General features: G+C 66.1%; 16 protein-coding genes. 6 read left to right on the top strand and 10 right to left on the bottom strand.

Annotation, left to right across the window (positions count from 1 at the left end):
* Window positions 1–10 precede the first annotated feature (10 nt).
* Window positions 11–1,240, top strand: coding sequence for a DUF819 family protein (locus H4O10_RS12685; protein WP_049454813.1), 1,230 nt, complete (start codon window positions 11–13; stop codon window positions 1,238–1,240).
* Window positions 1,241–1,327: 87 nt separating this feature from the next.
* Here the strand turns inward: H4O10_RS12685 and H4O10_RS12680 are convergent, their stop codons facing one another.
* Genes H4O10_RS12680 through H4O10_RS12660 form a run of 5 tightly spaced genes read right to left on the bottom strand, consistent with a single transcriptional unit; the run spans window position 1,328 to window position 4,351 of the window.
* Window positions 1,328–1,807 (bottom strand): hypothetical protein, encoded by a 480-nt coding sequence (locus tag H4O10_RS12680; RefSeq protein WP_049430359.1) that lies wholly within the window; start codon window positions 1,805–1,807, stop codon window positions 1,328–1,330.
* A 46-nt stretch (window positions 1,808–1,853) separates the two neighbouring features.
* Complete coding sequence (minE, locus tag H4O10_RS12675; protein WP_005408532.1) at window positions 1,854–2,114, bottom strand: cell division topological specificity factor MinE; 261 nt, start codon at window positions 2,112–2,114, stop codon at window positions 1,854–1,856.
* Between the two features lie 2 nt (window positions 2,115–2,116).
* Window positions 2,117–2,926, bottom strand: a complete 810-nt coding sequence (gene minD, locus H4O10_RS12670) for a septum site-determining protein MinD (protein WP_005408533.1) — start codon at window positions 2,924–2,926, stop codon at window positions 2,117–2,119.
* A 37-nt stretch (window positions 2,927–2,963) separates the two neighbouring features.
* Window positions 2,964–3,809, bottom strand: a complete 846-nt coding sequence (gene minC / locus H4O10_RS12665; protein ID WP_049403214.1) for a septum site-determining protein MinC — start codon at window positions 3,807–3,809, stop codon at window positions 2,964–2,966.
* Window positions 3,755–4,351, bottom strand: a complete 597-nt coding sequence (locus H4O10_RS12660) for a GNAT family N-acetyltransferase (protein ID WP_005408535.1) — start codon at window positions 4,349–4,351, stop codon at window positions 3,755–3,757. The genes minC and H4O10_RS12660 overlap by 55 nt, the downstream gene beginning before the upstream one ends.
* Window positions 4,352–4,501: 150 nt before the next feature.
* Between H4O10_RS12660 and H4O10_RS12655 the strand changes: the two genes are divergently transcribed.
* The 4 genes from H4O10_RS12655 to H4O10_RS12640 all read left to right on the top strand — a co-directional run bounded on the left by H4O10_RS12655 (window position 4,502) and on the right by H4O10_RS12640 (window position 8,122).
* The gene (locus H4O10_RS12655; RefSeq protein ID WP_005408536.1) at window positions 4,502–5,698 is read left to right on the top strand and encodes a sensor histidine kinase; all 1,197 of its coding nucleotides are present in this window, start codon (window positions 4,502–4,504) and stop codon (window positions 5,696–5,698) included.
* Window positions 5,698–6,339 carry a response regulator transcription factor gene (locus H4O10_RS12650; protein WP_005408537.1) on the top strand — a complete coding sequence of 214 codons (642 nt, stop codon included), beginning with the start codon at window positions 5,698–5,700 and terminating at the stop codon, window positions 6,337–6,339. The genes H4O10_RS12655 and H4O10_RS12650 overlap by 1 nt, the downstream gene beginning before the upstream one ends.
* Before the next feature lie 234 nt (window positions 6,340–6,573).
* The gene (locus tag H4O10_RS12645; protein ID WP_005408538.1) at window positions 6,574–7,647 is read left to right on the top strand and encodes an SRPBCC family protein; all 1,074 of its coding nucleotides are present in this window, start codon (window positions 6,574–6,576) and stop codon (window positions 7,645–7,647) included.
* A 103-nt stretch (window positions 7,648–7,750) separates the two neighbouring features.
* Window positions 7,751–8,122 (top strand): DUF423 domain-containing protein, encoded by a 372-nt coding sequence (locus H4O10_RS12640; protein ID WP_033833348.1) that lies wholly within the window; start codon window positions 7,751–7,753, stop codon window positions 8,120–8,122.
* Between the two features lie 368 nt (window positions 8,123–8,490).
* Here the strand turns inward: H4O10_RS12640 and H4O10_RS12635 are convergent, their stop codons facing one another.
* From H4O10_RS12635 to H4O10_RS12615, 5 genes are read right to left on the bottom strand one after another with little or no spacing between them, the layout of a single operon-like run.
* The gene (locus tag H4O10_RS12635) at window positions 8,491–9,300 is read right to left on the bottom strand and encodes a M15 family metallopeptidase (protein ID WP_033833349.1); all 810 of its coding nucleotides are present in this window, start codon (window positions 9,298–9,300) and stop codon (window positions 8,491–8,493) included.
* Window positions 9,301–9,309: 9 nt separating this feature from the next.
* Window positions 9,310–9,903, bottom strand: coding sequence for a PH domain-containing protein (locus H4O10_RS12630; protein ID WP_024956285.1), 594 nt, complete (start codon window positions 9,901–9,903; stop codon window positions 9,310–9,312).
* A 3-nt stretch (window positions 9,904–9,906) separates the two neighbouring features.
* Window positions 9,907–10,086 carry a DUF4177 domain-containing protein gene (locus H4O10_RS12625; protein ID WP_049431768.1) on the bottom strand — a complete coding sequence of 60 codons (180 nt, stop codon included), beginning with the start codon at window positions 10,084–10,086 and terminating at the stop codon, window positions 9,907–9,909.
* Complete coding sequence (locus H4O10_RS12620; protein ID WP_005408543.1) at window positions 10,083–10,262, bottom strand: hypothetical protein; 180 nt, start codon at window positions 10,260–10,262, stop codon at window positions 10,083–10,085. The genes H4O10_RS12625 and H4O10_RS12620 overlap by 4 nt, the downstream gene beginning before the upstream one ends.
* Before the next feature lie 45 nt (window positions 10,263–10,307).
* Window positions 10,308–11,189 carry an SPFH domain-containing protein gene (locus tag H4O10_RS12615; protein WP_049431765.1) on the bottom strand — a complete coding sequence of 294 codons (882 nt, stop codon included), beginning with the start codon at window positions 11,187–11,189 and terminating at the stop codon, window positions 10,308–10,310.
* 137 nt (window positions 11,190–11,326) lie between these two features.
* On the opposite strand from H4O10_RS12615, the gene purT reads away from it, so the two are divergent.
* Complete coding sequence (purT, locus tag H4O10_RS12610; RefSeq protein WP_049452589.1) at window positions 11,327–12,514, top strand: formate-dependent phosphoribosylglycinamide formyltransferase; 1,188 nt, start codon at window positions 11,327–11,329, stop codon at window positions 12,512–12,514.
* The last annotated feature ends 109 nt before the right edge of the window (window positions 12,515–12,623 follow it).

Raw genomic sequence — 12,623 nt, 5'->3', positions numbered from 1 at the left:
GAGCACCTGCATGATCCAGAACGACATCGTCGTCTTCGGTTTGATCGCCGCCACCCTTGGCGCCGTGTTCTGGACCGCGTCGCGCGAGCAGGGCCTGTGGAAGCGCTTCTACACGTTCGTGCCGGCGCTGCTGCTGTGCTACCTGATTCCCGGCATCTACAACACCGGCGGCCTGATCGATGGGCAGAACACCAAGCTCTACAACCCGATCGCACGCGACATCCTGCTGCCGGCAGCGCTGATCCTGCTGACCCTGGCGGTGGACATCAAGGGCATCCTGCGGCTGGGCCCGAAGCTGGTGCTGATGTACCTGGGCGCCTCGGCCAGCATCATGCTCGGTGCGGTGGTGGCGTTCCTGGCGATGCGCGCGCTGCATCCGGAAACCGTGGCCGGTGACACCTGGGCCGGCATGGCCGCATTGGCAGGCAGCTGGATCGGTGGCGGTGCCAACATGCTGGCAATGCGCGAAGTATTCGACGTCAATGCGACCACGTTCGGCCAGTTCGCGGTGGTCGATGTCGGTGTCGGCTACGTGTGGATGGCGGCACTGATCTTCCTGGCGGGGCGGGCAGCGAAGATCGACGCGCGCAGTGGCGCCGATACTTCGGCCATCGATGAACTGAAGGAGCGCATCGCGCGCTTCCAGGCCGAACACGAGCGCATTCCCAGCCTCACCGACCTGATGCTGATCGTGGCGGTGGCCTTCGGCGGCGTGGGCCTCTCGCACGCCATCGGCGCGCCGCTGGCAGCATGGTTCAAGGCCAACGTCAGCTGGGCCTCGCAGTTCAGCCTGGACGCGCCGTTCGTGTGGGTGGTGGTGCTGTCGACCACGCTGGGCCTGAGCCTGAGCTTCACCCGTGCGCGCACGCTGGAAGGCGCGGGCGCATCGCGCCTGGGCTCGCTGCTGCTGTACTTCCTGATCGCCTGCATCGGCATGCAGATGGATCTGCTGGCGCTGCTGGACCGCCCGTGGCTGTTCCTGCTCGGCCTGATCTGGATTGCCGTGCACATCGTGCTGCTGTGGTGCCTGGGCAAGCTGCTGAAGGTGCCGTTCTTCTATTTCGCCATCGGTTCGCAGTCGAACATCGGTGGACCGGCCTCGGCGCCGGTGGTGGCCGCGGCGTTCCATCCGGCACTGGCGCCGGTGGGCGTGCTGCTGGGCACGATGGGCTACGCCACCGGCACGTACCTGGCTTACATCGTCGGCATCACCCTGCGCGCGCTGGCAGGGCAGGGATGATGGGGTAGTGCCGGCCGCTGGCCGGCAACCAGGTAATGCTTCACGGGTTCATGAGGTTGCCGGCCAGCGGCCGGCACTACCGATGCGTTACGCCACCGGCAACCCGCGTTCGATCAACCACGCCTTCGCGTCTTCGGCGTCCTGCTCAAACCACGCCTGTGTCGACCCCAGCCGATACGTGTACCCCCAGGCATCCATGTCGGCCATCAACCGCGCACTGCCGACACCAGGCAAACGCCCGGCCAGCACGATCTGCAGGTAGCAGGTGGCATCTTCCTCGGCCACCGAATCGGTGGCGTCGGTGTGCACCTGCGCGCGCCGCTCCGGCGGCAATACGATCAGGTGGCAGGCTTCATGCAGCATCGAATGCACCGGGGTGTCATCGCGCACATAGACATTGCTGGCGATGATGCCCGCCTCGGGCTCGCCCCAGTAGCTGCCGGGAATCGGTTCGCCTGCGGCCACGTGGTGCAGGCGAAGGCCATGCGCGGCGAGCAGGCACTGCGCGTCGGCGAAGGCGATGTCGCCCACGCAGGTGATGTCCACGGCGGTTGTCGTATCGGTCATGCAGGTCACGCGGCCCCGCCCATGCAGGCACGGGCGGGGCGGGGCATCAGGGTTTGTCCGGGCCTTCAGGCAGCGCCACGGAGATGTCCAGCACATCGTGCTGGCCATCCTTCACCAGGTCGACCTTCACCGCATCGACGTCGATGTTCACGTACTTCTTGATCACTTCCAGCAGCTCGCGCTGCAGCAGCGGCAGGTAGTCCGGGCCACCGCGGTGGCTGCGTTCCTGCGCGATGATGATCTGCAGGCGGTTCTTTGCGGTTTCGGCGGTGGTCTTCTTCGCTTTGAGGAAATCGAACAGGCCCATGCTTACCCTCCGAACAGCTTGCTGAAGAAGCCCTTCTTCTCGACGCTGGTGAAGCGCATCGGGCGATCTTCGCCGAGGATGCGCGCGACGGCGTCGTCATACGCCTGGCCGGCAGCGGATTCGACATCCAGGATCACCGGTTCGCCCTTGTTGGAGGCATTGAGCACGTCGCCCGATTCGGGGATCACGCCGATGGCCTTCAGCCCCAGCACTTCCTCGACGTCGGCGATGCTGAGCATCTCGCCGGTTTCCACGCGCAGCGGGGTGTAGCGGGTCAGCAGCAGGAAGGCAGGCACGTTCTGGCCGGATTCGGCCTTGTGGGTCTTCGAGTCCAGCAGCCCGATGATGCGGTCGGAGTCGCGCACCGAGGACACTTCCGGGTTCACCACCACCACGGCGCGGTCGGCGAAGTACATCGCCAGGAATGCTCCCTTCTCGATGCCGGCCGGCGAGTCGCAGATGATGTAATCGAAGCCATCGGCGGCCAGGTCCTTCAGGACCTTGCCCACGCCTTCCTGGGTCAGTGCGTCCTTGTCGCGGGTCTGCGAGGCGGCCAACACATACAGGTTGTCGAAGCGCTTGTCCTTGATCAGGGCCTGCTTGAGGGTGGCTTCGCCATGAACGACGTTGACGAAGTCGTACACCACGCGGCGTTCGCACCCCATGATCAGGTCGAGGTTGCGCAGGCCGACGTCGAAGTCGATCACCGCCACCTTCTTGCCGCGCCGCGCCAGGCCACAGGCCAGGCTCGCGCTGGAAGTGGTCTTGCCCACGCCGCCCTTGCCGGAGGTGACTACGATGATTTCAGCCAAAGGACTTCTCCTGGTTCTGCATTAGTTTGGGGCTGCGTCAGTCCAGCGCAGCGATCTTGATCTGGTCCTGTTCCAGCCACACCTGCACGGCCTTGCCGCGCAGGTTGTCCGGAACATCGTCCAGTACCTTGTAGTGGCCTGCAATGGCCACCAGTTCCGCATGGAAATCACGGCAGAAGATGCGTGCCGCGGTGTTGCCCTGGGCCCCTGCCAGCGCGCGGCCGCGCAGGGTGCCGTAGATATGGATGCTGCCATCGGCGATGACCTCGGCGCCGGCGCCGACGGTGGCCATCACGGTCAGGTCGCAGTTCTCCGCGTACAGCTGCTGGCCCGAACGCACGTTGCCCAGCTGCATGCGGCCCGGCTGCGGCGCGGCTGCATCGGCGATCTTGGCTACCGGTGCGGCCGGGGCTGGCTTCGGTTCGGCACGCGCGGCGCGGCGCGGTTCCGGTGCGGGCGGCGGCGGGGCCGTTTCGGCCTCGGCACGTTCGTACTGGGCGCGGAACTTGGCCAGCAGCGGCAGGCCGAGCTGCTGCGAGAGCAGGTCGACCGCGCTGGTGCCATAGGCCAGCGCCACCGGCAGCACGCCGGCGCTGCGCAGGCCATCGACCAGCGCCTGTGCAGTGGCCACGTCCGGAACCTGGCTCAGGCCGCCGAAATCGAGGATCACCGCCGCGCGGCCGAACAGCTTCGGCGCACGGGTCACGCGCTCGCGCATTTCCTGCACGAGGCGTTCGACATCAAGGGTACGGATGCGAAGGTTGGCGATGCCCACCTGGCCGATCTTCAGTTCACCGGCCTGTTCGTAATCGAAATTCACCGCCACGCTCAGGTCCCCGTCGGCCGCTGTGCCTGCGCCGGCAGCTGCCGGGCGCGTGTCCATGCCACATCCGGCAGCTTGCCGCCGTAGGTCTCCTGGACCCACGGGTAGCTGCACAGTTCCTTGGCCAGCATGCTGGCACGCACATCGACCTGGGCCATGGTGTTCTGGCCCAGCTCGCGGAAGCCGAAGCTGCCGTGGAAGAGCAGGGCGGCATCGGCGCCGTGGTCGAGGAAGACTTCGCAGGTCATCTGCGGGTAGCGCAGCTCGGCAAAGCTCTGCGCGTCGGCATAGAACGCACGGCCGACGCCACCGCCGCGGCGGCGGCTGGCGACCACGATGCGGTCGATGTAGAAGAAGGGGGTGTCCAGCTGCTGCTTGAACCAGGCGAAGTTGCTGCTGTCGTGCTGGCTGTCGCTGCCGAAGCCGATCAGGAAGCCGGCCAGGTTGCCGTCGCGCTCGGCGACGCGGAAATACTCAGCGGTTTCATAGAACAGGCGCAGACGGGCCGCATCCAGGGGAAGGATGGCCAGGCCAGCGTTGTTGTTCAAAGCCAGGACGGAATCGAGCTCGTGCTCGCGCACGTCGCGGATGACAATCGACATTGTGACTCCGTGGGGTAACGCGGTTGGTCCATCAAGGGACCCTGCGCACGATTATTGCATGCCCGGGGTGGGCTGCGGCATGAACAGGCGACCGGGCAGGCATGACTTCCGTGGGGTGCGGTGTGCAGGCCGGGCCCGTAGAGTGCTGGCATGTTGGGAGTCCTCAGCCATACCCGCGTCCTTCGCCTGGCCGGCCTGTTCACCTGGGTCATGGTCGGTCTGCCCCTGGCGTACTCGCAGTTCGAGAACCTGCACAGCCGCGGTGACATGGGTGGCTGGGCGGTCCTGCTGTTCGTCGCCTACCTGTCCTTCGGCACCTCCTATTACTGGCTGACCCGCATCCTGCGCAGCGACAGCCCCACCAGCTGGCTGGACCGCGGCCTGCTGCTGCTGCTGACGATTTCGGCGCTGGGCGTCAGCTTCCTCAGCGGCTCGGGCCTGGGCAGCATCCTGATGATGGTGGCCGCCGGGGTCATCCCGTGGATGCTGTCGGTGCGGCTGGGCGTGCTGTGGCTGCTGGTCAGCCAACTGGCGGTGGCCCCGGTCTACTACTTGCTGCTGCGCTTCCCGTTGTTCGAAGCGGTGATGCAGTCGCTGCTGTACGGCGGCTTTTCCATGTTCATCTTCGTGACCAGCCTGGTTGCCCGGCAGCAGACCGAGGCGCGCGACGAACAGCGCCGGCTCAATTCAGAGTTGCGTGCCACCCGCGCCTTGCTTGCCGAGAGTGCCCGCGTCAATGAGCGCACCCGCATCTCGCGCGAGCTGCATGACCTGCTGGGCCACCAGCTGACCGCGCTGACCCTGAACCTGGAAGTGGCCGGGCACCTGGCCGAAGGGCAGGCGCTGGAGCACGTGAAGCGCTCCCATACCTTGGCCAAACTGCTGCTGGGCAACGTGCGCGAGGTGGTCAGCCAGCTGCGCGAGACCGGCGCGATCGACCTGGCCGCGGCGCTGCGCCCGCTGACCGAGAACGTGCCCTCGCTGGACATCCAGCTGGAGATCGAGGATCCGCTGAACGTGGAGGACCCCCAGCGGGCCCACGTCCTGCTGCGCTGTACCCAGGAGATCATCACCAACGCGGTGCGCCACGCCGGTGCGCGCCACCTGTGGATCAAGGTGTACCGTGAAGCCCCGGACCGGGTGGTGGTGGAGGCCCGCGACGACGGTGTCGGCGCGGACATGGTCAATGTGGGCAATGGCTTGCGCGGCATGCGCGAGCGCCTGCAACAATGTGGTGGCCAGCTGCAGATCGAGACCCGTCCCGGTGAAGGCTTCCGCCTGCGGGCAACGGTGCCGGCAACGGTGCTGGTGGCCGCCCTTACCAAGGTTCCTGAAGGAGTACGTTGATGATTCGCGTCTGCCTGGTCGATGACCAAACCCTGGTGCGGCAGGGAATCCGCTCCCTGCTGGCGCTCGACGATGGCATCGAGGTAGTGGCCGAGGCCGGCGATGGCCGGCAGGCGGTCGAGCTGATCCCGCAGGTGCGCCCCGACGTGGTCCTGATGGACATGCGCATGCCGGTGATGTCCGGACTGGAAGCGCTGCAGGTGCTGTCGCGGCAGGAACAGCTGCCGCCGACCATCATCCTCACCACCTTCGATGACGATCAGCTGGTGCTGGCTGGCCTCAAGGCCGGTGCCAAGGGTTACCTGCTCAAGGATGTGACCCTGGCACAGCTGGTCGGTGCCATCCGTACCGTGGCCGAAGGGGGTTCGCTGGTACAGCCGGCGGTGACCCAGCGCCTGTTGTCGGGCCTGGAGCACATGCGCAACGAGTTCGTCAGCCTGGACCGCCCGGACCCGCTGACCGACCGCGAGACCGAGATCCTGCGGCTGATGGCCAGCGGCTTCTCCAACAAGGAGATCGCCAACTCGCTGGGCGTGGCCGAGGGCACCATCAAGAACCACGTGTCCAACATCCTCTCCAAGCTGGGTGTGCGCGACCGTACGCGCGCGGTACTGAAGGCGTTCGAACTCCAGCTGGTCTGAGGAAAATCGTTTCGGTACAAAGACTTGGGTGGTGGCAGGGGGTTCCGGCCAAGGTGCCCCCCTACTTGCCGGGTAGCGGTATGCGTTACCCTTCGAATTCTTTGTCCATACAAATACGCAGCCGGCAGGGAAACCGGTGCGCCAATCCCGATAAACAATGCCCGCGAAGCCTGCTAGGATTGGCGCTTCGCTTCAATCAACCCGGCCGTGGGATCGGCCCCGGAGACTCTCTGAATGACCCGTATTATCGAGTTCCTGATCGCCTTGGGGATCGTGGCTGGCCTGTTCGTCATCATTGGCGTATGTCTGCCGGGCGAGCGTCACATCACCGAAAGCATCGAGACCAACCGCAAGATGACGATCGTGTACGACACGGTCAGCAGCCTGCGCCGCTTCAAGGACTGGAACCCGCTGGTACTGCGCGATCCCGCCGTTGAACTGAAGCTGTCCGGCCCGGCCTCCGGCAAGGGTGCCACCCTGGACTTCACCTCCAAGGACCTGGGCACCGGCTCCTGGAAGATCACCGACGCCGAAGAGAACAAGCGCGTTGCGATCGCCATCGAAGACGCCACCAAGGGTCACGACAAGGTCACCACCTTCACCCTGGAGCCGACCGGCAAGGGTGGCCGCAACGTGAAGATCACCCAGGACTACTCGGTGAAGTACGGCTTCGACCTGTTCGGCCGTTATGCAGGCCTGTATGTCAGCCGCCAGATCGGCGACGACATCAAGATGGGCCTGTCGCGCATGGCCAACATGCTGGCTACCGTCCCGAACGTCGACTACCGCACGCCGGAAGCCCCGCTGACCGATCTGGCCATCGTCGATGTGCCGGCTGAGGATCTGCTGGTCGTCAACGCCGGTAACGTGGACCGCGGTCAGGACACGATCACCAAGTCCATCAAGGACAACCAGGAGTGGATCAAGCGCGTGATGGAGGCCAATGGCCTTGAAGCCGCCGGTCCGTTCCGCATCATCACCACCGACTTCGGCCAGGAGAAGTACGCCTTCGACATCGCCCAGCCGGTGAAGAAGAAGGGTGCTGAAGGTGCCACCGCTGAGGCCCTGACCGTCAAGATCGACGGTGGCGCTCCGGTGAAGTACGTGCACGTGGCTCCGCACCGCTCGGCACATGCGGCCTACACCGGCCACATGGCGGGTCTGGACGTTGCCCGCAACGGCCTGCGCGCCTGGGCTGTGACCTCCGGCAACGAAGTGATCGACCGTCCGTACGAAACCTGGAAGGATGGCATCGACAAGTCGTTCACCCCGGAAGGTACCTACGACATCTACTGGGCCGTCAAGTAAGCCTCGGCTGACCCATGTAGTGTTGGACACGAAAACGCGCCGCTCATTGCGGCGCGTTTTTTTTCATCTGGCGCCCGGAAAGGGCGCTGTGCAAGGAGCCCCCATGTTCAACCTGGAACGTCGCGCACGTAAGCCTTCCCTGCTGGCCTGCCTTGGTGCGCTGCTGGCGGCGGCATCGATCGGCCTGTCCGCCTACGCATCGCACGGTGTGGCTGACCCGCTTTCACAGCAGCACCTGAACATGGCGGCACTGTATGCGTTCGCGCATGGCGCGGTGCTGGTGGCGCTTGGCCCGCGTGCGCAGGGGGCGACCGCGCACCTGGCGCTGTACGTGCTGCTGCTGGGCGTGTTGCTGTTTTCCGGCAGCCTGGTGGGCGGTGCCTTGTGGCAGTGGCCGACGCGGATGGCGCCGATCGGGGGCACCAGCATGATGGCCGGATGGGTGTTGCTGGCGATCAATGCGTTGAGGCGGTGACGGTCGCAGGGCTGTCGCTCCGATCCATGCCGATGCGATCGTGATGGTTCATGGGCGTTACTTTTCTTTTCGCGCGAAAAGAAAAGTAACCAAAAGAAACGCGCCGCCGGCCGCGAGCCGGCGCTGCGCACCGGTCCCCTGCGCTCCTCGGCCCGTCGAGGGGCGGTGCGGGAACTCGCTGCGCTCAGACACCCGCACCTCTTCGCCCTCGCCGGACCTGCGGTGCTCGGCTCGCTTGAAGGCGGACCCAACAGCCGCGCGCTGATCCCTTATAGAGGCTTTGAGTGAAGCGACCGGCTTCTGTCTTTGCCTTCTTGTTCCATCCCGCGGCCATGCGCTGACCGCTCCAGGCTTTCGCCATGAGGGGCTCAGCCGTTGGCCGGTCTCCAGCACCAGTGCCACGGTTCGTAGACGATGCCGTGCGGGTTGTCGCGCGGGTAACTCAGATGGAAGCCGTGCCCGCCGGCATGCGCCTGCAGCCACGCGAACGCATCGGTGGCGTCGAACGACTCTTCGGCCGGGGCGTCGCCCGGTGTGCCGATGTCCAGCGCGTGGCCGCTGTGGTGTTCGCTGAAACCCGGTGCGGCATTCACCTTCAGGATCTCTGCCACGCTCAAGCCGCGCGCCAGCTTCCGTTCGAAGATGCCCAACTGGTAGGCATGGCTGCGGAAGCCGGAGATGGCATCCAGCGCAATTCCATCCCGTGCCGCGTGCAGTCGCATCCGTCGCCAGCCCTGCGCGGCGCCACGGCGCAGCCACAATGGACGTGCAAAGCGGTCGCGACCGGCGAAGTGCAGCAGGCACGGCTCGGATTCCAGCGGCAGGCCGCTGTCGTCGGCATAGCGCTGTCCATCCAGGCCAAGCTGCTGCAGGCGCTGCTGCAACCCGGCCAGCGGCAGCCACTGATCTTCCAGTCCGGCGCCGAAGGGCCGTGCAGCCGCGGCATCCAGCAGTGCCAGTGCTTCCTCGACCCCGGGTTCGCGCGGCAGGCGCGGCACCATGGGGTGCACACCCTGCGCCAGTACCACCGCCAGATAGCGGCCATCACGCTTGCGCCGCAGCACCCACTGCGCCTGCGACAGCAGGCGTGCATCCAGGTTGCTGCGTGCGCGCAACAGGTGGGCGGGCCACAGCTCGATGGCCTCGGTATTGATCAGCAGGGGGGCGCGTCGTTGCATCGCCGCAGCTTACTGCCGCGGCGCCGACGCGGCCACCTTGCGCAGCGCATCGAGCAGCGCCTGCGGCCGGTCCACACTGAGCAGCAGCGTGCTGCCATCACTGACCGGCAGGGCGAGCACCCGCGCACGGTCGGTGACCAGGGCGAAGCCCTTGCCGCCTCCCTGCAGGCGAAAGTGGCCCGAGTAGAAGCCCGGCATTGAATAGCCATTGGTTTTGACACGGATGCCATAGCGGCGGTCACGCTGCAGGTCGACCACCTCGGCCTGGTCCAGCCGCAACTGCGCCACCGGCACCCGCCGCCGGTACATCGTTGAACGGACGTCCAGCACATCGCCGGCCAGTTCCACCCGGCGGCGGAAGAAGGCCGTGCCCAGTCCAATGCCCAGCAGGGCAATCACCAGCAGGCTCCATGCCGCACTGCCGCCCATCCGGAACCAGGGCGGCGACAGCGTTACTTCGATCCAGGGTGCGCTCGCCGGTGCCTTGTACAGCTGTGCATACAGGCAGGCCACGAAGGCAGCCAGCAGCGGCAGCACGATCCAGAGCACGCGCAGCGGCGAGCTCTCGGCCACGTCAAAGGGTTTCGGGTCGCTGCCGCCCATGGTTCAGGCCTCCTTCTTGAACACCAGCATCGCCGGGCGCATCGGCGCCGGGATGATGATGTTGACCCGTTCCCAGCCCAGTTGGCCCTGGCGGCTGAGTTCGGCCTGGATGTCCTCGGGCTTGAGTACACCCATCATGGACGTCTTGACCTCGATGGTCTGGTAGCTCCAGCGCTTGCTCATTCCTTGTCCTCCGGCGATGGCGTGGGTTTCGGCAGGCGTCCTGCCTTGCGCAGGGCGTCGCGCAGTACGTATTCGATCTGCGCGTTGAGGCTGCGCAGCTCGTCGTCAGCCCAGCGCTGTGCCGCGGCCAGGACCTCGGCATTGATGCGCAGCGGATAGGCTTTCTTCTCACTCATGAAAACTCCTGGCGGGGCGGTGGGGCGCCCCGTTGCGAGGATGGCTCAGTAAAGCGAACCGGCGTTGACGATCGGTTGGGTGCCGCGGTCCGAGCACAGCACGGTCAGCAGGTTGCTGACCATGTGCGCCTTGCGTTCCTCGTCCAGTTCAACCACGCCATTCTTCTGCAGTTCGGCCAGGGCCATTTCGACCATGCCGACTGCACCGGCCACGATGCGCGTGCGAGCGGCGATCACCGCGTTGGCCTGCTGACGCTGCAGCATGGCCTGGGCAATTTCAGCGGCGTAGGCCAGGTGGCTGATGCGTGCGTCGATCACCTGCACGCCGGCGTCGGCCAGACGCTCGGCCAGCTCGTTCTTCAGGTGCTGGGAGATCTCGCTGGCGTGGCTGCGCAGGGCCAGCTGGCCATCCTCGTGCTGGTCGTAGGGATAGCTGGTGGCCATCGCGCGCAGCGCGGATTCGGACTGGATGTGCACGAAGCTCTCGTAGTCGTCCACGTTGTAGACCGCCTCGGAGGCATCGACCACCTGCCAGACGATCACCGCGGCGATCTCGATCGGGCTGCCGTCCAGCTCGTTGACCTTCAGCTTGCCGCTCTCGAAGTTGCGCACGCGCTGGCTGACCCGGCGCTTGGCATAGAAGGGGTTGTTCCAGCGCAGGCCGTTGTCCTTGACCGTGCCCACGTACTTGCCGAACAGGCTCAGCACGGCGGCCTGGTTGGGCTGGATGGTGTACAGGCCGGCCAGGATGAACACGCCCAGCACCACCAGCAGGGCGCCCAGCAGCATCAGCAGCAGGTTGGGCGAGCCGGCACTGGCCTTGGCTGCCACTCCCAGTACGAACAGGGCGGCGCCAGCGAGGGCGACGAGCAGGGCGCCGGCCAGCGTGCCGAGGCCGTTGAGGGAAGACAGCGACTTCTCTTTCATGGCGGTACGTCCTTGAGGGTTCGGAATGAAGATATCAAAGTGATATCACTTGTCGGCTACCGTTCGTCGGATGCCGTGGCCGGGGCGGTCGGCCAGCTAGAATGCCCACCCGCCTTCACATCGCTGCTGGAACCGCCATGGCCAAGCTTGGAACTCCGTTGTCCCCCTCCGCCACCCGCGTGCTGCTGCTGGGCTCGGGCGAACTCGGCAAGGAGGTGGCCATCGAGCTGCAGCGGCTGGGCGTGGAAGTGATCGCCGCCGATCGCTATGCCGATGCGCCGGCCATGCAGGTCGCGCACCGCTCGCACGTGATCGACATGCTCGATGCGATGGCGCTGCGCGCGCTGATCGCCCAGGAGCAGCCGCACCTGGTGGTGCCGGAGATCGAGGCCATCCACACCGAAACCCTGGTCCAGCTGGAACAGGAGCAGGGCCTGCGGGTGATTCCGACCGCGCGTGCCGCACGCCTGACCATGGACCGCGAGGGCATCCGCCGCCTCGCCGCCGAGACCCTGGGCCTGCCGACCTCGCCGTACCGCTTCGTTGATACCGAGGCCGAGTACCGTGCTGCCGTGGCCGCCATCGGCCTGCCGTGCGTGGTCAAGCCGGTGATGTCGTCCTCGGGCAAGGGCCAGAGCACCCTGCGCAGCGAGGCGGACATCGCCCCGGCGTGGGAGTACGCACAGACCGGTGGCCGCGCTGGCGCCGGCCGCTGCATCGTCGAAGGTTTCATCGACTTCGATTACGAGATCACCCTGCTGACCGTGCGCCATGCCGGTGGCACCTCGTTCTGCGCGCCGATCGGCCATCTGCAGAAGGACGGCGACTACCGCGAAAGCTGGCAGCCGCAGCCGATGTCGAGCGCGGCACTGGCGCGTGCCGAAGAGATTTCGCGCGCGATCACCGACGACCTCGGCGGCTGGGGCCTGTTCGGCGTGGAGCTGTTCGTGAAGGGCGACGAAGTGTGGTTCAGCGAAGTGTCGCCGCGCCCGCACGACACTGGCCTGGTGACGCTGGTATCGCAGGAACTGAGCGAGTTCGCGCTGCACGCGCGCGCCATCCTCGGCCTGCCGATTCCAGTGATCCGCCAGAGCGGCCCGTCGGCCTCGTGCGCGCTGCTGGCGCACGGCGAGGGCGTGCCGTACTTCAACAACGTCGCTGCCGCGCTGCAGGTGCCGGACACCGCCGTGCGCCTGTTCGGCAAGCCGAGCGTGCATGGCCACCGCCGCGTGGGCGTGACCCTGGCGCGCGCGGTAACCATCGACGAAGCACGCGCCATCGCGCGTGATGCCGCCGACGCCATCGGCGTCGAACTGCGCCCGTAAACCAAAAAAGGGGACGGAGGGGATTAAGTCGTTTGTGGCACAAACGACTTAATCCCCTCCGTCCCCTTTTTCCACCGTGCAGTCGACGAACAGTCACCTCTACCCAGTC

Origin of the sequence: Stenotrophomonas sp. I18B00994 (assembly GCF_014145825.1) — a bacterium.
Taxonomy (GTDB): domain Bacteria; phylum Pseudomonadota; class Gammaproteobacteria; order Xanthomonadales; family Xanthomonadaceae; genus Stenotrophomonas; species Stenotrophomonas maltophilia.
Note: the sequence above shows the minus strand (reverse complement) of the source record. Positions and strands in the feature narration are given on the sequence as shown.

What these genes read in the sequence shown, in the direction of transcription:
- H4O10_RS12640 (WP_033833348.1), top strand. Translation starts at nt 7,751, where the DNA reads ATGTTCAACCTGGAACGTCGCGCACGTAAGCCTTCCCTGCTGGCCTGC.
- H4O10_RS12655 (WP_005408536.1), top strand. Translation starts at nt 4,502, where the DNA reads ATGTTGGGAGTCCTCAGCCATACCCGCGTCCTTCGCCTGGCCGGCCTG.
- H4O10_RS12625 (WP_049431768.1), bottom strand. Translation starts at nt 10,086, where the DNA reads ATGAGCAAGCGCTGGAGCTACCAGACCATCGAGGTCAAGACGTCCATG.
- H4O10_RS12635 (WP_033833349.1), bottom strand. Translation starts at nt 9,300, where the DNA reads ATGCAACGACGCGCCCCCCTGCTGATCAATACCGAGGCCATCGAGCTG.
- H4O10_RS12650 (WP_005408537.1), top strand. Translation starts at nt 5,698, where the DNA reads ATGATTCGCGTCTGCCTGGTCGATGACCAAACCCTGGTGCGGCAGGGA.
- H4O10_RS12660 (WP_005408535.1), bottom strand. Translation starts at nt 4,351, where the DNA reads ATGTCGATTGTCATCCGCGACGTGCGCGAGCACGAGCTCGATTCCGTC.
- H4O10_RS12620 (WP_005408543.1), bottom strand. Translation starts at nt 10,262, where the DNA reads ATGAGTGAGAAGAAAGCCTATCCGCTGCGCATCAATGCCGAGGTCCTG.
- H4O10_RS12615 (WP_049431765.1), bottom strand. Translation starts at nt 11,189, where the DNA reads ATGAAAGAGAAGTCGCTGTCTTCCCTCAACGGCCTCGGCACGCTGGCC.
- purT (WP_049452589.1), top strand. Translation starts at nt 11,327, where the DNA reads ATGGCCAAGCTTGGAACTCCGTTGTCCCCCTCCGCCACCCGCGTGCTG.
- minC (WP_049403214.1), bottom strand. Translation starts at nt 3,809, where the DNA reads ATGGACACGCGCCCGGCAGCTGCCGGCGCAGGCACAGCGGCCGACGGG.
- H4O10_RS12645 (WP_005408538.1), top strand. Translation starts at nt 6,574, where the DNA reads ATGACCCGTATTATCGAGTTCCTGATCGCCTTGGGGATCGTGGCTGGC.
- H4O10_RS12630 (WP_024956285.1), bottom strand. Translation starts at nt 9,903, where the DNA reads ATGGGCGGCAGCGACCCGAAACCCTTTGACGTGGCCGAGAGCTCGCCG.
- H4O10_RS12680 (WP_049430359.1), bottom strand. Translation starts at nt 1,807, where the DNA reads ATGACCGATACGACAACCGCCGTGGACATCACCTGCGTGGGCGACATC.
- minE (WP_005408532.1), bottom strand. Translation starts at nt 2,114, where the DNA reads ATGGGCCTGTTCGATTTCCTCAAAGCGAAGAAGACCACCGCCGAAACC.
- H4O10_RS12685 (WP_049454813.1), top strand. Translation starts at nt 11, where the DNA reads ATGATCCAGAACGACATCGTCGTCTTCGGTTTGATCGCCGCCACCCTT.